Annotated in this window: 16 protein-coding genes; 10 read left to right on the top strand and 6 right to left on the bottom strand. The window is 71.4% G+C overall.

Going from position 1 to position 18099, the window contains the following annotated elements:
* Positions 1-9 precede the first annotated feature (9 nt).
* The 6 genes from F563_RS0106110 to F563_RS0106085 are packed head-to-tail and all read left to right on the top strand — an operon-like array spanning position 10 to position 6983.
* Positions 10-951: an ABC transporter permease gene (locus F563_RS0106110; protein ID WP_019013768.1), complete on the top strand. Its 942-nt coding sequence runs from the start codon at positions 10-12 to the stop codon at positions 949-951.
* A complete protein-coding gene (locus tag F563_RS0106105; protein WP_019013767.1) occupies positions 948-1838 on the top strand; it encodes an ABC transporter permease in 891 nt (296 codons plus the stop codon). The genes F563_RS0106110 and F563_RS0106105 overlap by 4 nt, the downstream gene beginning before the upstream one ends.
* Before the next feature lie 23 nt (positions 1839-1861).
* Positions 1862-3460: an ABC transporter substrate-binding protein gene (locus F563_RS0106100; protein ID WP_026299368.1), complete on the top strand. Its 1599-nt coding sequence runs from the start codon at positions 1862-1864 to the stop codon at positions 3458-3460.
* 16 nt (positions 3461-3476) lie between these two features.
* Positions 3477-4931, top strand: coding sequence for an amidohydrolase family protein (locus F563_RS0106095; protein ID WP_019013765.1), 1455 nt, complete (start codon positions 3477-3479; stop codon positions 4929-4931).
* Positions 4924-5910 carry an ABC transporter ATP-binding protein gene (locus tag F563_RS0106090; protein ID WP_019013764.1) on the top strand — a complete coding sequence of 329 codons (987 nt, stop codon included), beginning with the start codon at positions 4924-4926 and terminating at the stop codon, positions 5908-5910. Before F563_RS0106095 ends, F563_RS0106090 begins: the two co-directional genes overlap by 8 nt.
* Positions 5907-6983: an ABC transporter ATP-binding protein gene (locus F563_RS0106085; protein ID WP_019013763.1), complete on the top strand. Its 1077-nt coding sequence runs from the start codon at positions 5907-5909 to the stop codon at positions 6981-6983. Before F563_RS0106090 ends, F563_RS0106085 begins: the two co-directional genes overlap by 4 nt.
* Here F563_RS0106085 and parE read toward each other — a convergent pair.
* The gene (gene parE / locus F563_RS0106080; RefSeq protein ID WP_019013762.1) at positions 6980-8944 is read right to left on the bottom strand and encodes a DNA topoisomerase IV subunit B; all 1965 of its coding nucleotides are present in this window, start codon (positions 8942-8944) and stop codon (positions 6980-6982) included. The two genes, F563_RS0106085 and parE, sit on opposite strands and share 4 nt — an antisense overlap.
* A 76-nt stretch (positions 8945-9020) precedes the next feature.
* Between parE and F563_RS0106075 the strand changes: the two genes are divergently transcribed.
* Together F563_RS0106075 and F563_RS0106070 are read left to right on the top strand one after the other, a co-directional pair.
* Positions 9021-9974, top strand: coding sequence for a sodium-dependent bicarbonate transport family permease (locus F563_RS0106075; RefSeq protein ID WP_019013761.1), 954 nt, complete (start codon positions 9021-9023; stop codon positions 9972-9974).
* The gene (locus tag F563_RS0106070; protein WP_019013760.1) at positions 9974-10282 is read left to right on the top strand and encodes a P-II family nitrogen regulator; all 309 of its coding nucleotides are present in this window, start codon (positions 9974-9976) and stop codon (positions 10280-10282) included. Before F563_RS0106075 ends, F563_RS0106070 begins: the two co-directional genes overlap by 1 nt.
* 80 nt (positions 10283-10362) lie before the next feature.
* Here the strand turns inward: F563_RS0106070 and dps are convergent, their stop codons facing one another.
* The 4 genes from dps to F563_RS0106050 form a co-directional block, all read right to left on the bottom strand.
* Positions 10363-10842 carry a DNA starvation/stationary phase protection protein Dps gene (gene dps / locus F563_RS0106065; protein ID WP_019013759.1) on the bottom strand — a complete coding sequence of 160 codons (480 nt, stop codon included), beginning with the start codon at positions 10840-10842 and terminating at the stop codon, positions 10363-10365.
* A gap of 82 nt (positions 10843-10924) precedes the next feature.
* Positions 10925-12022 carry a Kelch repeat-containing protein gene (locus tag F563_RS0106060; protein WP_019013758.1) on the bottom strand — a complete coding sequence of 366 codons (1098 nt, stop codon included), beginning with the start codon at positions 12020-12022 and terminating at the stop codon, positions 10925-10927.
* Between the two features lie 24 nt (positions 12023-12046).
* The gene (locus F563_RS0106055; protein WP_019013757.1) at positions 12047-12670 is read right to left on the bottom strand and encodes an alpha/beta hydrolase; all 624 of its coding nucleotides are present in this window, start codon (positions 12668-12670) and stop codon (positions 12047-12049) included.
* Positions 12667-13617 (bottom strand): ring-cleaving dioxygenase, encoded by a 951-nt coding sequence (locus F563_RS0106050; protein ID WP_019013756.1) that lies wholly within the window; start codon positions 13615-13617, stop codon positions 12667-12669. The genes F563_RS0106055 and F563_RS0106050 overlap by 4 nt, the downstream gene beginning before the upstream one ends.
* A 304-nt stretch (positions 13618-13921) precedes the next feature.
* Here F563_RS0106050 and F563_RS0106040 point away from each other — a divergent pair, with 304 nt between their 5' ends.
* Together F563_RS0106040 and F563_RS21750 are read left to right on the top strand one after the other, a co-directional pair.
* Positions 13922-15859 carry a hypothetical protein gene (locus F563_RS0106040; protein ID WP_026299366.1) on the top strand — a complete coding sequence of 646 codons (1938 nt, stop codon included), beginning with the start codon at positions 13922-13924 and terminating at the stop codon, positions 15857-15859.
* A 5-nt stretch (positions 15860-15864) separates the two neighbouring features.
* Complete coding sequence (locus F563_RS21750) at positions 15865-16827, top strand: TAXI family TRAP transporter solute-binding subunit (RefSeq protein WP_019013754.1); 963 nt, start codon at positions 15865-15867, stop codon at positions 16825-16827.
* A gap of 11 nt (positions 16828-16838) precedes the next feature.
* Here F563_RS21750 and F563_RS0106030 read toward each other — a convergent pair whose 3' ends face one another.
* Complete coding sequence (locus F563_RS0106030) at positions 16839-18062, bottom strand: MFS transporter (protein WP_019013753.1); 1224 nt, start codon at positions 18060-18062, stop codon at positions 16839-16841.
* Positions 18063-18099: the final 37 nt, after the last annotated feature.

Below are 18099 nucleotides of genomic sequence, written 5' to 3'. Positions count from 1 at the left end.
GTCGCAGCGATGCTGCAGCACATCGTCCGCCGCCTGCTCACCGCCGTGCCGGTGATGTTCGGCGTGCTGCTGATCGGCTTCGTGCTCCTGCAGGTGGTGCCGACCGATCCCGCGACGGTGCGCGCGGGCCCCATGGCGACCCCCGACGTGATCGAGGCGATCCGCCGTGATCTCGGCCTCGACCGGCCGCTCTGGGAGCAGTTCCTGCGCTATCTCTGGCGGCTCGCGCAGGGTGATCTCGGGGTCTCGATCATCAACAACGTCCCCGTGGCGCAGGAGCTCGGCGCGACCATCGGGCCGACGCTCGAGCTGATGCTCGCCTCCCTGGTCTGGTCGATCCCGCTCGGGCTCCTGCTGGGCACGGTCGCGGCCTATTGGCGCGGCAGCCTGTTCGATCGCGCGGTGATGGCCTTCGCGGTCGCCGGCGTGTCGATTCCCGTGTTCTTCGTCGGCCTCGTGCTGATCTGGTATGTCGGCTTCAAGTGGCAGTTGCTGCCCTTCACCGGCCGCGGCGGGCCGATCTGGACGATCGAGGGGCTGCGCGCGATCGCGCTGCCGGCGCTCACGCTGGGCGGGGTGTTCGTCGGGCCGATCGCGCGCATGACGCGCACCGCCGTGCTCGATGTGCTGTCGGCCGATCATGTCCGCACCGCGCGCGCCAAGGGACTGGCCGAGCGCCTGGTCGTCCTGCGTCATGCGCTGCGCAACGCGCTGATCCCGGTCGTCACGCTGATCGGCCTGCAGATCGGCTTCCTGCTCGGCGGCGCGGTGGTGACCGAGACGATCTTCTCCTGGCCCGGCGTCGGGCGGCTCGCGGTCGGCGCGATCCTGTCCTCCGACTTCCCGATGGCGCAGGGCACCATCATCGTGCTGAGCCTGGGCTTCATCGTGATCAACCTGATCGTCGATATCCTCTACGCGGTGCTCGATCCGCGGGTGCGCGCGTCATGAGCGCGGCGACCGCGACCGACACGCCGATCCTCGTCCCGGCCTCGGACACGCCGCCACCGCGCGCGGGGCTGCTGCGGCGGCTGTTCACCGAACCAGGCGCTGCCATCGCGGCGGTGATGGCCATCGCCTTCGTGCTCGCCGCGGTGTTCGCGCCCTGGCTCGCCGGCGCCGATCCCTACGAGACCAACCTGCGCGCCACACTGCGCCCGCCCGGCGGCGAGTATCTGCTCGGCACCGATGTGCAGGGCCGCGACATGGTGGTGCGCTGCCTCTACGGGCTCAGGCTGACGCTGCTGATGGGGCTGGTCGCGGTGGTGATCGGCGGTTCGATCGGCATCCTGATCGGCTTCCTTGCCGCGTTCTATCGGCGTGTCGACGGGCTGCTGATGCGGCTGATGGACATGCTGCTGTCCTTCCCCGCTATCCTGTTCGGACTCGCGATCGCGGCGATCTTCGGCCCCGGCGTGCTCGCGATCGTGGTGGCGATGTCGATCGCGACTGTGCCGCTGATGGCGCGCATCGTGCGCGGTGCGGCGCTGGTGGTGATGAAGCAGGACTACATCGACGCGGCGCGCGCGGTCGGGATGAGCGATGCACGGCTCATCTGGCGCCATGTCGCGCCGAACTGCCTGAGCCCGATCTTCGTGTTCGCGACGCTGCGATTCGGCCAGGTGATCCTGCTGGGCTCGGCGCTGTCGTTCCTGGGCCTCGGCGCGCAGCCGCCGACCGCAGAGCTCGGCGCGATGGCCTCGGAGGGCCGGAACTTCCTGTTCTTCGCACCGCACATCTCGGTGGTGCCGTCCGTGCTGATCTTCCTCGTGGTGCTGGCGTTCAACGTGCTGGGCGATGCCCTGCGGGACGCGCTGGACCCGAGGCTGCGTATCTGAACCACGGTGCAAGGGAGACGAGAATGCGACGAACCGTGAGAGGACTTCTGATGGCGGCGGCCGGCGCGATCACGCTGGCCGCGACCGGCGAGGCCTTCGCGCAGGCCCCGCGCGACACGCTGGTGGTGCTGCGCGAGATCGACGCCGACCGCTACGATCCGCACAAGGTGACCGCCTTCGCCGCCGGCGAGGTCATCTACATGATGACCGACACGCTGGTGTCGATGGACTGGGACCAGACGACCGTGAAGCCCGGCCTCGCCAAGTCGTGGACCGTGAGCGAGGACGGCAAGCTCTACACCTTCAACCTCCGTGACGACGTGACCTTCTGCGACGGGCGCAAGATGACCGCGCATGACGTCGTCTACTCGCTGAACCGCTGGATCGATCCGGCCACGCGCAGCCCCGTGCGCTGGCGCGCGGGCCCCGTGAAGGAGATCCGCGCGAAGGACGACGTCACCGTCGAGTACGAGCTGAACGAGCCCTTCGCGGAGCTGCTGTTCCAGCTCACCCTCTACTTCGCCGGGGTGATCGACAAGAACACGGTCGAGCGGCTCGGTGACAATTTCGGCGCGCAGGGCTTCAACGGCACCGGCCCCTATTGCTGGGTCTCCTGGACGCCGCGTCAGGATCTCGTGCTCCAGCGTCACCCGACCTACAACTGGGGCCCGCCGATCTACCAGAATCCCCGCCCGCAGATCGAGCGGGTGATCTGGCGCGTCATCCCCGATCCGAACACGCGCATGGCAGCGTTGCAGACCGGCCAGGGCGACGCGACCCAGCACATCCCGACCTTCGCGCTCGAGGCGCTGAAGCGCGTGCCGGGGATGACGGTGCAGCGGCAGCCCAACTACTTCGTCGACTTCTTCATGGGCTTCAAGGTCGACAAGCCGGTGGTGAGCGATCCGGTCATCCGTCGCGCGGTCAACCTGGCGGTGGACCGCGACGCGATGGTGCAGGCGACCTTCTTCGGCGCGGCGGACCCGATGCGCAGCCTGATCCATCCCGCCGCTCCCGGCTTCGACCCCGAGGCCAAGGCCAAGCATCCGGGCCACGATCCGGCCGAGGCGCGCCGCATCCTCGACGAGGCGGGCTGGCGGCCGGGGCCTGATGGCATCCGCGTCAAGGACGGGCAGCGTGCCTCGTTCCTCGTCTATGCGATCTCCACCCAGACGAACCGGCAGATGACGGAGTCGATGCAGGCCGACCTGCGTCGCGTGGGCATCGACATGCGCATCCAGATGTTCGACGCGACGGTGGCCTGGGGTCGGCTCGCCACGCAGGAATTCGATGCGTTCATGATGTCGTATCCGTATGTCTCGGCGACGGATGCGCTGAACCTCTATTTTCGCAGCGAGGCGGCGCCCACGCCCAACCGCATGAACTGGAAGAACGAGCAGACCGATACCTGGCTGCGCGAGGCGCGCTCGGCGCTCGACGAGGCGGTGCGCCGGCAGGCGGCGGCGAATGTGCAGCGCCAGCTCACCGAAGCCTCGGTGTGGTTCCCGATCGCGCACTCGCAGCTCTGGCTTGCGACGGGTCCGCGCGTGGCCGGCGCGCGTCCGCACGGCGTGTACAGCGCGGCGCTCTACAAGGGCCTCGACCTCCGCCTGACGCGCTGACCTGAGGAGACCCGGCATGACCCAGGACCTTGCCGCCGAAACGACGACGCTGATCAAGGGCGCCTCCCTCGCGGTCGCGTGGGACGCCTCGGAGAAGCGGCACGTCTATATGCCCGACGCGGATATCGCCTTCCGCGGTGGTGCGATCACCTTCGTCGGCCGCGGCTACGATGGCGCGGCTGACCGCTTGATCGACGGCAAGGGCCTGATGGTCATGCCGGGCCTCGTCAACATCCACTGCCATCCCTCGTCCGAGCCGATGAACAAGGGGCTAACGGACGAGGTCGGCACGCCCGGTCTCTACAACTCCTCGCTCTACGAGTACCTGCCGATCTTCCGCGGCGACCCGTCCGGCGTGCAGGCCTGCGTGCGGGTCGCGTTGGCAGAACTGCTGCTGTCCGGCGTGACCACGGTCGCCGATCTCTCGATGGCGCATCCCGGCTGGCTCGACCTCTTGGGCGAGAGCGGCATGCGCGTGTGCATCGCGCCGATGTTCCGCTCGGCGCGCTGGTTCACCAGGAACGGCCACGTCGTCGAGTACGAGTGGGACGAGAAGGCCGGCGTGAAGGCGATGGAGGAGGCGTTCGGCCTGATCGAGCGGGCCGAACAGCACCCCTCGGGCCGGCTGTTCGGCATGGCGGTGCCGGCGCAGATCGACACCTGCACGCCTGAACTGCTGCGCGACAGCTTCGCGGAAGCCAGGAAGCGCGGTATCTCGTGGCAGATCCACGCCGCGCAGAGCGTGGTGGAGTTCCACGAGATCACCCGCCGCCATGGCCTCACGCCGATCCAGTGGTTGCACCATCTCGGCACGCTGTCGGACCGCACGATCATCGGCCACGGCATCTTCCTCGACGACCATCCGCGCACGCGCTGGTCCACCGAGCGCGATCTCGACCTGATGGCCGAGACCGGCACGACCGTCGCGCATTGCCCGACCGTGTTCGCCCGGCGCGGCATCATGCTGCGTGACTTCGGCCGCTACCGCCGGCGCGGCGTGCGGCTCGGCCTCGGCACCGATACCTACCCCCACAACATGCTCGACGAGATGCGGCTCGCCGCCTACGCCGCGCGCATGATGGCCGAGACCCCGCGCACCCTGACGAGCGAGGACCTGTTCGAGGCCGCGACCGTCGGCGGCGCCGCGGCGCTGGGCCGCGACGATCTCGGCCGGCTCGCGCCGGGGGCACGCGCCGATATCGTGCTGGTGGACGTGACGCATCCGGGCATGCGGCCCGCACGCGACCCCGTGCGCAGCCTGATCTACGCCGCCGCCGACCGCGCGATCCGCAGCGTGATCGTCGACGGCACCGAGGTGGTGCGGGACGGCCAGTGCCTGACCATCGACTACCCGGCCGCGGCCGAGGCGCTGCACGAGGCGCAGCAGCGCATGATCGCCAAGGTGCCCGAGCGCGACTGGGCGCACCGCCCGCTGGAGAAGATCAGCCCGCCGACCTTCCGGTATGTCTGAAGCGCCACTTCTCGACATCCGCGACATCCGCACCGTGTTCCGCACCTCCGCCGGCGAGGTGCCGGCGGTGGACGGCGTGTCGCTCTCGGTCGCACCGGGCCGCACGCTCGGCATCGTCGGTGAGTCCGGCTGCGGCAAGAGCGTGCTCTCGCTGTCGGTGATGCGGCTGGTGCCGCGGCCGGGGCGGATCGCGTCGGGCCAGGTGCTGTTCCAGGGACGCGATCTGCTCGCCCTGCCCGAGGGCGAGATGCGCAGCGTGCGCGGCGGCGCGATCGGCATGATCTTCCAGGAGCCGATGACCAGCCTCAACCCGGTGCATCCCGTTGGCTGGCAGATCGAGGAGGCGGTGCTGGCGCATCGCGATGTCTCGCGCGCGGATGCACGCGGCATCGCGATCGAGGCGCTCAGGCGCGTGCGCATCCCCGCCCCCGAGCGCCGCGTCGAGGAGTATCCGCACCAGCTCTCCGGCGGGATGCGCCAGCGCGTGATGATCGCGATGGCGCTCGCCTGCCAGCCCAAGCTGCTGATCGCCGATGAGCCCACGACCGCGCTCGACGTGACGATCCAGGCGCAGATTCTCGATCTGTTGCGCGCGCTGCAGGCCGAGACCGGGATGGCGATCGTCCTGATCACCCATGATCTCGGTGTGGTTGCCGAGATGGCCGACGAGGTCGCGGTGATGTACGCGGGCAAGGTGGTGGAGCGCGGGCCGGCGGCTGCCGTGTTCGGGGACGCGCAGCATCCCTACACGCTCGGGCTGTTCGGCTCGATCCCGCGCCTCGACGACGAGTCCGACCGGCTGCTCGCGATCGAGGGGACCGTGCCGCCACCCTTCAACCTGCCGGCCGGCTGCCGCTTCAATCCGCGCTGCGCCTTCGCCGATGCGCGCTGCCGCGAGACCCTGCCGCCGCTCGCGCCCGTCGGCCCGAACCACATCGCTGCCTGCCTGCGCGCGCCCGTGGAGGCGATCGCGGCATGACGGAACCGCTGCTCTCGGTCCGCGATCTGACCAAGCATTTCCCGGTCGAGCGCGGGGTCGTGTTCACGAAGCGTGTCGGCACCGTGCGCGCGGTCGATGGCGTGAGCTTCGATCTCGCCGAGGGCGAGACGCTGTCGCTGGTGGGCGAATCCGGCTGCGGCAAGAGCACGACCGCACGACTGGTGCTGCGCCTGCTCGATCCGACCTCAGGCACGATCCGCTTCGCCGGCGAGGACATCGCCAAGCGCGCACCCTCGACGCTGAAGCCGATCCGGCGGCAGATCCAGCCGGTGTTCCAGGATCCGTATGCGTCGCTCAATCCGCGCATGACGGTCGGGCGCATCCTCGAGGAGCCGATGGAGGTGCACGAGATCGGCGATGCGACCTCGCGGCGCGCGCGCGTGCACGAGCTGCTGCGGCTGGTCGGGCTTGCGCCCTATCACGCCGAGCGCTTCCCGCACGAGTTCTCCGGCGGGCAGCGCCAGCGCGTCGGCATCGCGCGCGCGCTGGCCGTGAGCCCGAAGCTGATGGTGCTGGACGAGCCGGTCTCGGCGCTCGACGTGTCGATCCAGGCGCAGGTGGTGAACCTGCTGAAGGACCTCCAGCAGCGCCTCGGCCTCTCCTACCTGTTCATCGCGCACGATCTCGCGGTGGTACGCCACGTCTCGGATCGGATCGCGGTGATGTATCTCGGCGAGATCGTCGAGACCGCGGGCAAGCGCGATCTCTACCGCGCGCCGCGCCATCCGTATTCGCAGGCGCTGCTCGGCGCGATCCCCGTGCCCGATCCGGCCCGGAAGCGATCCCAGGCGATCCTCGCCGGCGATGTGCCGAGCCCGATGAACCCGCCGCCCGGCTGCCGTTTCCACACGCGCTGCCCGCACGCGGCCGCGCGCTGCCGCGAGGAACGGCCGGAGCTGCGGGAGTTGGCGCCCGGCCATCGCGTCGCCTGCCATCTGGCGGAGAGCATCCCGACACCGTTGATCCCCTCGCTCGCGCCGCACCCGCCCTCGGCGGCGGTGGCGAAGCGGCTCGCGGCCTACGCGGCGCGGCGCGCCCAGGCGGCTGCCTAGACGTCCACCGCCTCGGCTTCCAGCTTGCGCGCGTTCTCCTGGATGAAGGCGAAGCGGAGCTCCGGCTTCCGCCCCATCAGCGCCTCGACGATGTCCTGCGTGCGCGCGAACTGCTCGGGCGGCGTCACCACGCGCAGCAGCGTGCGCTTGCGCGGGTCCATGGTGGTCTCGCGCAGCACGGCGGGCGGCATCTCGCCGAGTCCCTTGAACCGGCTCACCTCGATCTTCGTGCCGGGCTTGAACGCCTTGCGCGCCCGTTCCAGGTCGGCATCGTCCTTGGCATAGACGGTCCTGCCCGCGCCGACCAGGCGATAGAGCGGCGGCTGGGCGAGGAACACGCGGCCCCGTCGCACCAGTTCGGGCAGTTCGCGCCAGAAGAAGGTCATCAGCAGCGAGGCGATGTGCGCGCCGTCCACATCCGCATCCGTCATGATGATGACGCGGCCGTAGCGCAGCGCATCGGGCCGGGCCTGCGCGCCCGACCCGCAGCCCAGCGCCTCGACGAGATCCTTCAGCTCCTGGTTCGCCTTCAGCTTGTCGGAAGAGGCCGAGGCGACGTTCAGGATCTTGCCGCGCAAGGGCAGCACGGCCTGGGTCTCGCGGTCGCGCGCCTGCTTGGCCGAGCCGCCGGCGCTGTCGCCCTCGACGATGAACAGCTCCGTGCCCTCGCGCTCCTCGCGCGAGCAGTCGGCGAGCTTGCCGGGCAGGCGCAGCTTGCGCGTGGCGGTCTTGCGCGCCGCTGTCGCGTTCTCCTTGCGCGCGAGCCGTTCCTCCGCGCGGGAGAGCGCCAGGGCCAGCAGGTTCGCCGCCTCCTCCGGGTCCGCCGTCAGCCAGTGGTCGAAGCGGTCGCGCACGGCAGCCTCGACCCAGCGCGCGGCCTCGGCGGTGGTGAGCTTCTCCTTGGTCTGGCCCTGGAATTGCGGCTCGCGGATGAAGGCCGAGAGAATCGCCGCGGCCGGTCCCATCACGTCCTCGGCGGTGATCTGCGCCGCGCGGCGGTTGTTGGTCATCTCGCCATAGGCGCGCAGGCCCTTCACCAGGGCGGCGCGGAATCCCTGCTCGTGCGTGCCCCCCTGCGGCGTCGGCACCGTGTTGCAGTAGGTGCTGAGGAACGGCTCGCCGGCGAGCAGCCAGGTCACCGCCCACTCGACCCGCCCGCCGCCCTCCATCGGCGCCTCGCCGGCGAAGGGCCGGGGGGTGAGGATCTCGGCGCCTTCCGTGGCGCTGACGAGGAAGTCGGCAAGCCCGCCGGGGAAGTGCAGCACGGCCTCGGCCGGCGTGGCGTCATCGCCCTTCAGCAGCGCGGGATCGCAGCGCCAGCGGATCTCCACACCGCGAAACAGATAGGCCTTGCTGCGGCACATGCGGAACAGCCGCGCCGGCTTGAACGCCGCCGTGCCGAAGATCTGCGGATCGGGGCGGAAGCGGATCGTCGTGCCGCGGCGGTTGTTCACGGCCCCGGCGTTCCTCAGCTTGCCCTGCGGCTTGCCTCGCACGAACGCCATGGTGAACAGCGTGCGGTCGCGCGCGACCTCCACCTCCATCCGCTCCGACAGCGCATTCACCACCGAGGCGCCGACCCCGTGCAGCCCGCCCGAGGTCGCATAGACCTTGCCGCCGAACTTGCCGCCCGAATGCAGCGTGGTGAGGATCACCTCCAGTGCCGAGCGGTCCTTGAACTTCGGATGCGGATCGACCGGGATGCCGCGCCCGTTGTCGCGCACGCTCACCCAGTTGTCGCGCTCCAGCGTGACGTCGATGAAGGTCGCGTGGCCGGCGACCGCCTCGTCCATGGAGTTGTCGAGGATCTCGGCGACCAGGTGATGCAGCGCGTTCTCGTCGGTGCCGCCGATATACATGCCGGGGCGGCGGCGGACGGGCTCCAGCCCCTCCAGCACCTCGATGTCCTTGGCGGTGTAGGCGGCCTCGGCGCGCGCGCCGCGGCTGAACAGATCGTTCATGCTGTGTTCCTATGACCGGCAGGGACAGTAGGCGATCGCCCTTCCCCGCCACAAGCGGTTGTGCGAGGAAGCGAGCGTGGACGCGGCGCTGACCCTCCTCAGCATCAACCTGCTGCAGCCGATGGTGCTGGCCTTCGGCCTCGGCTTTGCCGCCCAGCTCATCCGCAGCGACCTGCGCCTGCCCGACCCGGTGCACCAGGGGCTCACGATCTACCTCCTGCTGGCGATCGGGCTGAAGGGGGGTGTGGCGCTCTCCGCCGCCGCTCCGTCCGAGGTCGCGACACCGATGCTGGGCTCGATCCTGCTCGGCGCGGCGATCCCGCTCTGGTGCTACCCCGTGCTGCGCCGGCTGGGCCGCTTCGGCGCCGAGGACGCGGGCGCGATCGCCGCGCATTACGGCTCGGTCTCGGCCGTGACCTTCGTCGCCGGGCTCGCCTGGCTGGCAGCCGCCGCGGTGCCGGTCGAGGGCTACCTGCCGGCGCTGCTCGCGGTGATGGAGGCGCCGGGGATCGCGGTCGCGATCCTGCTCGCCCGCCGCGGCGAGGGCGCGTTCGCGGCGATCGCGCACGAGGTGCTGGCGGGCAAGTCGATCGTCCTGCTGCTCGGGGGCCTGCTCGTCGGCGCGCTGGCGGGCGAGCGCGGCTATGCGCCGGTGGCACCGTTCTTCGCCACGGGATTCCCCGGCGCGCTCACGCTGTTCCTGCTCGACATGGGCGTGATGGCGGCCCGCCGCGCGCGCGACGTGCTGCGGGTCGGCCCGTTCCTGCTCGGCTTCGCGATCGCGGCACCGCTGGTCAACGGCGCGCTCGGCGCGGCACTCGGCACTGCGGTCGGGCTCTCGCCCGGCGGCGCGACCATGCTGGCGGTGCTGGCGGCCTCGGCCTCCTACATCGCCGCCCCGGCCGCGGTGCGGCTTGCGCTGCCCGATGCCAACCCCGGTTACGCGCTGACCGCCGCGCTGACGATCACCTTCCCCTTCAACCTGACGATCGGCCTGCCGCTCTACGCGGCGATGGCGGGAGCGGGATGATGGCAAGCACGCTGAAGCTGATCACCATCGTCGCCGAGGCGGAGATCGGGGAGCATCTCTTGCGCGATCTCGCCGGATTGGGCGTGCGTGGCTGGAGCGTCGTGCCGGGCGAGGGGCGCTGGCAACGCGCGCTCGACGTGGAAGGGCCGACCGATTTCGACGGACCGACGATCCGCATCGAGACGGTCGCCAGACCGGACATGGCCGAGGCGGTGATGGATCGCCTCGCCGCGCACTGGTTCCCTCGTTACGCCGTGTTCGCCTGGGTGTCGGACGCGACGGTGCTGCGCCCGGGGAAATACGCCTGATACTCGGCTGCCAAAGGCTCAACCTTTGGCGGCCCGGGATCGCGCGTGGGGCTGGGGCGGCCACGCGCGAAACAAACCCTTCAGCCCTTCTGGAGGTGCGCCTCCAGGAACCAGAGGTTCTTGTCGAGCTGGCGCGACAGGGCGGTGAGAATGTCCGCGGCGTCGGCATCGCCCATCTCCGCCGTCTCGTCGATGCCCTTGCGCACCGACTTCGCCAGTGCCGCCGTGCGCTCGGCGAGCGCCTCGACCAGCTTCATGCCGTCGAACACGTCGGCCGGGAACGGCGCGAGCGAGGTCGCCTTCTCGACCGCCTGGACGCTGCCCATCGCCGTGCCGCCGAGCGCGGTGATGCGCTCGGCCATGTCGTCGACATGGGCGTCGTAGCTGTCGGTCATCGCGTCGAACATCTCGTGCAGGGCGATGAAGTTCGGCCCCTTCACGTTCCAATGCGCGTGCTTCAGCGCGAGCTGCAGATCGATCAGGTCGGCGAGGCGCGCGTTCAGCAGCGCGCTCACGCTCTTGCGGGCGTTGGCCGCAATGTCGTTTCGGGTCTTGTGCATCTGTCGTTCTCCGGTCAGTGCAAAGGCAAGGCTGCTCCCGCAAGACGGAACGCGTCAACCTCGCTGGGGTTCCGCCTCGTCGTCAGCCCGGAATGAACACCTCGTGCACGGCCGACTGGACGCTGCCGCCGAGGATCGGCCCGCCGCCGGCCACGTAGATGCGCCCATCGATCGCCGCCGCCCCGAGCCCGTGGCGCGGCGTGGGCATCGGCGCGTGATGCTGCCAGGTGTCGGTCGCCGGGTCGTAGCTCTCCATCTGGCCGAACACGTTGCCCTGCGCGCCCTGCGGCGTGATGACCCCGCCCTCGCCGCCGAAGATGTAGATCCGCCCGTTCACCACCGCGGCACCCTGACCGGAACGCGCGGTCGGCAGCGGTGCGCGCAGCGTCCAGCGGTCGGTCGCCGGGTCGTAGACATGATGGAGATACGTGTTGTTGCCGAAATCGTTGAACCGGCCGCCGATGACGTGGATGAGGTTGCCGACCACCACGGTGCCGGTGTGGTCGCGCGCGCCGGGCAGGGGGCGGCGTGGCTCCCACCGGTCCGTCGCCGGATCGTAGACCTCGTGCCAGCCGACCGAGGCGCGGTCCGCTCCTTCGCCCGCGCCGCCGATGTGATGGATCTTGCCCTGAAGCTCGACCGCCGCGCCCGCGCCGCGCGGGCGCGGCAGCGAGGCGATGGTCCGCCAGCGATCCGCAGCGCCCTCGTAGACGAAGCAGTCGCCGTGCGGCGTGCGGTTCTGCTCCAGGAATCCGCCGAGCGCGTAGATCGTCTCACCCGCAGTGACGACGGCGATATGGTTCGCGCCGCGCGGCACCGGCGCGCGATCCTCCCAGCGATCCGCGCGCGGATCGTAGGCGTGGTGGTAGTTGCGGTCGACGCGCTGATTGCCGTAGCCGCCGATGATGTGCAGCCGCCCGGCCATGGCGACCCCCCAGGCCATCTCGCTGCGCGGCAGGGGCAGCGGCGCGCGCGCCTCCCACCGCCCGGGCGGGCCGGCGGGAGCGGGGCTGTCGGTCACCCATTGCTCGGCGGTGATCGGTGGCAGGGGGATCGCGCCGGGCGTGCGCAGCGAGTGGAACATGTCGTGATGATGCGCGTGTCCACTCTGCGCCTGGGCCCGCGCGATCGCGGGCGCGGCGAGTGCGGAGAACAGAACGCTCCGGCGGCCGATCGTCATGGCGGGTCCTCCCTTGATCCGCGGTCAGCCTGCGACGCCGGCGGGCGCGAGGAAAGACGCGGCGGCGCTCACATCCGCGCGCGTCAGGCCGTGACCAGCCGGAACTGCGAGCGTGCGCACCGCCGCACCCGCCCCGCGCAGGAGGGCGGCGAGCCGTGCGCCCTCGGCCGGCGGGGCGAGCGGATCGGCGATGCCCGACGCGATCAGCGCGCGCCGCCCGGCGAGGTCGGGCAGCGCCGAGGGCACAAGCGGCACCATCGGCCGCAGCAGCACCGCCGCGTCGAGCAGGCGCGGATGCAGCAGCATCAGCGCGGCGGCGATGTTGGCGCCGTTCGAGAAGCCGAGCGCGGCCCGCGGCAGACCCGGCGCATGGCGCGCGAATGCCGCCTCGGCGAAGGCCGCGAGATCGGCCGCGCGGGCGACAAGATCGGCCTCGTCGAAGGCGCCCTCGGCGAGCCGACGGAAGAAGCGCGGCGCGCCGCGCTCCAGCACCCGGCCGCGCACGCCGATCAGCACCGCGTCGGGCACGGCCTCGCGGCCGAGCGGGACGAGATCGTGCTCGTCGCCGCCCGTGCCGTGCAGCAGCATGAGCGCGAGGCGTGGGGAGGCGCCGTCGGGCGCCTCCACCACATGCGCGTGCCCGGTCATGCCGCGTCGCGCGCCGGCCGCAAGGGCGGCAGGTTCGCCTCGATCGCCGCCCGGTGCGGCTCGTAGCGCGCCGGCAGCATCAGCCGCGACCCGAGCGCCTCCACCGGCTCGTCGATCGCGAAACCGGGCTCGTCGGTCGCGATCTCGAACAGCACCCCGCCCGGCTCGCGGAAATAGGTCGAGCGGAAGTAGGTGCGGTCCTGCTGCGGGGTCACGCGGATGCCCCGGGGCGTCAACGCGGCCGTGGCCGCAGCCTGGGCCGTGTCGTCTGCGGCCCGGAACGCGACGTGGTGCACCACGCCCGCGCCCATCGCGCCCGCCCAGAACCCCTTCGCCGCGCGCAGATCGACGATCCGCCCTATCCCCTCGCCGGGATGGACGAAGCGCAGCCGTGCCCCCTCGGCCGGCCCGGGCGTGTAGCCGAGCACCTCGGTCAGCACGCGCGCGGTTCCCGCCGGGTCCTCGACCCAGAGCGTGATGCCACGGAAGCCGCGGATCGCATGCGCGGCGGGAATGTCCTCCGCTGCACGACCGGGCAGCCCGACTGCCGTCTCGTCCTCGACCAGTTCCAGCATCAGCCCGTCATGGTCCTTGAACGCGATCAGGCGTTCGCCGAACCGTTCCGCCGGGCCTTCGACCGCGAGGCCGAGCCCTGTCAGCCGCTGCCGCCAGAACTCGAGCGAGCCCGCGGGGATCGCGAACGCGATCTCCTCGGCCTGGCCGGTGCCGTGCCGGCCGGGGCGCGCGCCGGGATAGGGAAAGAAGGTCAGGATCGTTCCTGGCGAGCCGGTCCCGTCACCGTAATAGAGATGGTGCACCCCCGGATCGTCGAAGTTCACGGTCTGCTTGATCATCCGCAATCCGAGCGCGCCCTCGTAGAAGGCGAGGTTGCGGTCCGGGGCGCTCGCGATCGCGGTGATGTGGTGGATGCGTCCGATGGTGCTCATGTCAGCCTCCGTCGCAGGGATGGGCCCGCTGTTGCCCGGCAATGTCGGGTTCCGGGCGCATCGGGTCAAAGAAGCGCGGCCGATCCGGCCGATCGATGGTGACGATCCGCGCCGTGTGGTTGCAGAGCCCGGACGATTCGATGCCGTGCGTGTGGCGCTGGCAGGATCGCCACCACATGGTGTAGCCTCACGCAATAGTAAGACGGGAACAGCATTCTTGGAGCGGTCCGAGCCCAACACCGGTCCTGGAGACGGCACCTCCGGCCCCCCGGCCGAACCCGGGACGTGGGACGGCGAACGGCGGATGCGCGGCCGTCATCTCGGCGGTGGATGGCGGGTGATCGACGGTTGCCGGCTCACGCCGGATGGTCCGCCGGTCGAGATCGTGCTCGCGCATCCCGAGCTCGGCCTCGCGATCATGGAACTCGAGCCGCGCTGGACCCAGGGGGCCGAGCAGCTGTTGCAGGAGCGGCTCAAGGCCACCGGCTTCGCCGCGCGCTTCCCGGGCCATCTGCCGATCATCCACCGCCGCCTGCGGCGCGAGGTGCTGGCCGAGCTGCCGATGGTGCTGACCGAGGCGTTCAGTTGGCAGGACCCCCTGACGATCTCGGCCGATCTCGATTGGATCGAGGGGCTGCGCGAGGCGCTGGGCGCGACCGATGCGGACGCGCCGACGCGTGGGCCGGTGCCGGCAGCGCCGGCCGAGACGCCGTCCGCGCCGATCGAAGGCGAGACGCCGCCCGGGATCGCGGCCGAACCGGCGCCCTCGGCGGGACCGCCCGAGGCCACGCCCCCCGCGGTCCACGCGCCACCGCTCGCCGCGCTTGCGGCCGCGATCGGCAAGCCCGGCGCGCCCCCGGTTGCGGCGAATGCCCCGGCGATGCCGGCAGTCGCGCAACCCGCACGCGGTCGACGGTTCGGCCTCGCGGTTGGCGGTGCCGCGATCGCGGCGGGCGTCGCGCTGGTGATCGTCCTCGGGCGCCAACCTCCGACCGAGACGCCGCCATCGGAGGCGCGGCTGCACGTGGCGGGGACGGCCGGTGCCGGAACGCCCGTCCTGACGCCGTCGGCCGGCGCGACACCGGCGCGGGTTGCGATCAGGGACGAGGCGGCGCCGCCGCCAACGGAGCCTGCGGTCGCCCACCTCGCTGCGGGTGTGCCGTTCGCCGAGGCGCGGGCACCGCGTCCCGAGGTCGCCGATCAGGTGTCGGCGTCCCCGCCGGCGACCGAGCCGATCGTGCCGTTTGCTGAGCCCGAGGCGCCCCGGTGGGAGCGTGCCGAGGCGGTGCTGGCGTCGCTACTGCCGCCGGAACCGATCGCGCCGTTCGCTGAGCCCGAGGCGCCCCGGTTGGAGCGGGCCGAGGCGGTGCTGGCATCGCTGCTCCCGCCCGAACCGATCGCGCCGTTCGCCGAGGCCGAGGCGCCCCGGTTGGAGCGGGCCGAGGCGGTGCTGGCGTCGCTACTGCCGCCGGAACCGATCGCGCCGTTCGCCGAGCCCGATGCGCCGCGACTGGAGGCGGCGGAGGCGGTGCTGGCATCCCAACTGCCGCCCGAACCGATCGCGCCCTTCGCGGAACCCGATGCGCCGCGACTGGAGGCGGCGGAGGCGGTGCTGGCGTCGCAATTGCCGCCGGAACCGATCGCGCCCTTCGCCGAGCCCGATGCGCCGCGACTGGAGGCGGCGGAGGCGGTGCTGGCGTCGCAATTGCCGCCCGTACCGATCGCGCCCTTCGCCGAGCCCGATACGCCGCGACTGGAGGCGGCGGAGGCGGTGCTGGCATCCCAACTGCCGCCCGTACCGATCGCGCCCTTCGCCGAGCCCGATGCGCCACGACTGGAGGAGGTTGAGCGGGTGCTCGCCGCCGCGCTTGCACCGCCGCCCGTCGCAGCTGCGCCCGCGCCTGCCGCTCCTGCAGCTCCACCGAGCGCGGCCGTCGCGGCGCCACCGGCGCCGAGCATGGCGCCGGAGATGGTCGAGATGCTGCTCCGCCGCGGCAGCGAACTCATGCGCCTCGGCGATGTCTCGGCCGCGCGCCGCTTCTTCGAGCTCGCGGCCGCGGGCGGCAGCGGCGAGGCGGCGCTCGCGACGGGCGCCACCTACGATCCGCGCGAGCTCCAGCGGATCGGCGCGCGTGGCATCCCGCCCGACCGCAATGCCGCGCTCACCTGGTACCGCCGCGCGGCCGCGCTCGGTGTGGCCGAAGCGCAAGACCGCATCAGAGCCCTGGAGGCGACACAGTGACATCCATGCCCCGCCTGAATCGCCGCAGCCTGTTGGGTTCGGCGCTCGCCGCCCTGGCCGCAGGCCCCGCCGCGGCGCAGACCAGCTGGGTCGAACGCCTGAGTGCGCTCACCGCACAGGCGAACCAGGGCACGGTCGGCATCATGGCCGGCGGCGTGGACGGGACCTATATCCGGATCGCCGCCGATCTGATGAACGTGCTCGACGAGGGCGACCGGATGCGCGTGATCGCGATGCTCGGGCGCGGCTCGGTGCAGAACCTGCGCGACATCGTGCTGCTGCGCGGCATCGACATCGGCATCGTGCAGTCAGATGTGCTCGCCTTCGCCCGGCGTGAGCAGTTGCTGCCGGGGATCGATCGCCTCGTGCAATACATCACCAAGCTCTACGATGAGGAGATCCACCTGCTCGCGCGCGAGGATGTCCGCTCGGTACGCGACCTCGCGGGCCGGATCGTGAACGTCGATGTGCGCGGCAGCGGCACCGCCATGACATCGTCGCTGGTGCTGGAGGCGCTCGGCGTCAACGCGCAGATCGCCCACGATCCGCAGGACGTCGCACTGACCAGGCTGCCCAACGGCGAGATCGGCGCGGCGGTCTATGTCGCGGGCAAGCCGGCGCGGCTCTATGCCGGGATCGCGCCGGGCAGCGGGCTGCACTTCGTTCCCATCCCGGCCACGCCGGCGCTGCTCGAGACCTATCTGCCGTCCACCCTGTCATCCGCCGACTATCCCAACCTGATCCCGGCCGGCACCGAGGTGGAGACGATCGCGGTCGGCGCGGTGATGGCGGTCTATGCCTGGCAGCCTGGCACGGAGCGCTACCGCAAGGTTGCGCGCTTCGTGCACGCCTTCACCCGCCGCTTCGACGAGTTCCTCCGTCCGCCGCGGCATCCGAAGTGGCGCGAGGTGAACCTCGCCGCGCAGGTCCCGGGCTGGACCCGCTTCGACCCTGGCCCGCCATCGTAACGACTCGCGGCTCACGGCCCGCGGCCGCGCAGCCACAGCGCGCCGACCACGGCGACGATCACGAAACCGCTGACGGCGAGTGCCGAGACCGCGAGCCCGGCACCGAACCGGTCGGCAAGCGCGCCGGAGAGCATCATGCCGATCGGACCGGTGCCGATCGCCATGGTGACCAAGCCCAGCATGCGCGAGCGGGCCTCGGTCGGCACGGCGGTCAGCACCAGCGTGGTCTGGAACGTGCCGAAGGCGGCGATGCCGATCCCGCCCACGGCCAGCAGCAGGATCGCGATCGCGAGCAGCGGCATCGCCGGCATCACGGCCAGGGCGAGCAGGAACCCGAGCGAGCCGAACAGGAAGGCGCGCGCCCCGTCCACACGATCGCCGAAGCGCGCCAGCATCAGCCCGCCGATCAGCGCGCCGCCAGGCTCGGCCGCCGCCAGGACGCCGATCCCGAGCGGCGAGGCATCGAACAGCTCCCGCCCGATCGGCGCGATCAGCGCGAGGTAGGAGAACGCCAGCATGTTCATCGACACGGTGATGCCCAGCACGCCGAGCACGGCCGGGTGTGCTTTCGCGACCGCGATCCCCTCAGCCAGGCCGCGGGGCACGGCGCCGAGGCGGAACGGCTGCACCCGCTGCGGCGCGCGCACCCTGAGGGCGAGCAGGATCGCGACCGCCGCGCCGCAGGCCGAGACGATGAAGGCGCCGGTCAGGCCGAGCGTCTGATAGGCGAGCCCGCCGAACACCGGCCCCAGCATGCGCGTGGTCGCGTTCGTCATCGCATCGAGCGCGATCGCGCGCGGCATGGCGGCGACGCCGGCCGACTCCGCGAGCATGCGCCGGCGCGTCGAGAGTTCGGTCGACCACAACAGGCCCGAGACGAAGGCGCCGATGCCGATATGCCAGGGATTGAGCACGCCCGCGCGCGCGAGCAGCGCCATCACGAGGGCATTCGCGAGGGTGGCGAGCAGGCCGAGCTGCAACAGCCGCCGCCGGTCCACGGCCTCCGCGATCGCCCCGGCGAGCGGGCCGAACAGCAGCAGCGGCAACGAGCGCGCAGCCGCCATCAGCGCCACCACGCCGGCCGAGCCGGTCAAGTCGAGCACGTAGAGGCCGCTCGCCAGCAATTCGAGCCAGCGCATGATGTTGGCGATCGCGCCAAGCAGCCAGAGACGGCGGTAGTCGGGCAGGCGCAGCAGCCCGAGCACGCCCTCGGCGCGTTTCCCCCCGGAGGTCATTGACGTCAGTGTGGCCGCGCGCGCGCGATCCGGCCAG

The sequence above is a fragment of the Elioraea tepidiphila DSM 17972 genome (genome assembly GCF_000378465.1).
In the GTDB taxonomy this organism is placed as follows: Bacteria; Pseudomonadota; Alphaproteobacteria; order Acetobacterales; family Acetobacteraceae; genus Elioraea; species Elioraea tepidiphila.
Note: the sequence above shows the minus strand (reverse complement) of the source record. Positions and strands in the feature narration are given on the sequence as shown.

Excerpts from the sequence above, each read along its gene's own strand:
- F563_RS0106110 (WP_019013768.1), top strand. The coding sequence starts at position 10 with ATGCTGCAGCACATCGTCCGCCGCCTGCTCACCGCCGTGCCGGTGATG.
- F563_RS0106105 (WP_019013767.1), top strand. The coding sequence starts at position 948 with ATGAGCGCGGCGACCGCGACCGACACGCCGATCCTCGTCCCGGCCTCG.
- F563_RS0106100 (WP_026299368.1), top strand. The coding sequence starts at position 1,862 with ATGCGACGAACCGTGAGAGGACTTCTGATGGCGGCGGCCGGCGCGATC.
- F563_RS0106095 (WP_019013765.1), top strand. The coding sequence starts at position 3,477 with ATGACCCAGGACCTTGCCGCCGAAACGACGACGCTGATCAAGGGCGCC.
- F563_RS0106090 (WP_019013764.1), top strand. The coding sequence starts at position 4,924 with ATGTCTGAAGCGCCACTTCTCGACATCCGCGACATCCGCACCGTGTTC.
- F563_RS0106085 (WP_019013763.1), top strand. The coding sequence starts at position 5,907 with ATGACGGAACCGCTGCTCTCGGTCCGCGATCTGACCAAGCATTTCCCG.
- parE (WP_019013762.1), bottom strand. The coding sequence starts at position 8,944 with ATGAACGATCTGTTCAGCCGCGGCGCGCGCGCCGAGGCCGCCTACACC.
- F563_RS0106070 (WP_019013760.1), top strand. The coding sequence starts at position 9,974 with ATGGCAAGCACGCTGAAGCTGATCACCATCGTCGCCGAGGCGGAGATC.
- dps (WP_019013759.1), bottom strand. The coding sequence starts at position 10,842 with ATGCACAAGACCCGAAACGACATTGCGGCCAACGCCCGCAAGAGCGTG.
- F563_RS0106060 (WP_019013758.1), bottom strand. The coding sequence starts at position 12,022 with ATGACGATCGGCCGCCGGAGCGTTCTGTTCTCCGCACTCGCCGCGCCC.
- F563_RS0106055 (WP_019013757.1), bottom strand. The coding sequence starts at position 12,670 with ATGACCGGGCACGCGCATGTGGTGGAGGCGCCCGACGGCGCCTCCCCA.
- F563_RS0106050 (WP_019013756.1), bottom strand. The coding sequence starts at position 13,617 with ATGAGCACCATCGGACGCATCCACCACATCACCGCGATCGCGAGCGCC.
- F563_RS0106040 (WP_026299366.1), top strand. The coding sequence starts at position 13,922 with ATGCGCGGCCGTCATCTCGGCGGTGGATGGCGGGTGATCGACGGTTGC.
- F563_RS21750 (WP_019013754.1), top strand. The coding sequence starts at position 15,865 with ATGCCCCGCCTGAATCGCCGCAGCCTGTTGGGTTCGGCGCTCGCCGCC.
- F563_RS0106030 (WP_019013753.1), bottom strand. The coding sequence starts at position 18,062 with ATGACCTCCGGGGGGAAACGCGCCGAGGGCGTGCTCGGGCTGCTGCGC.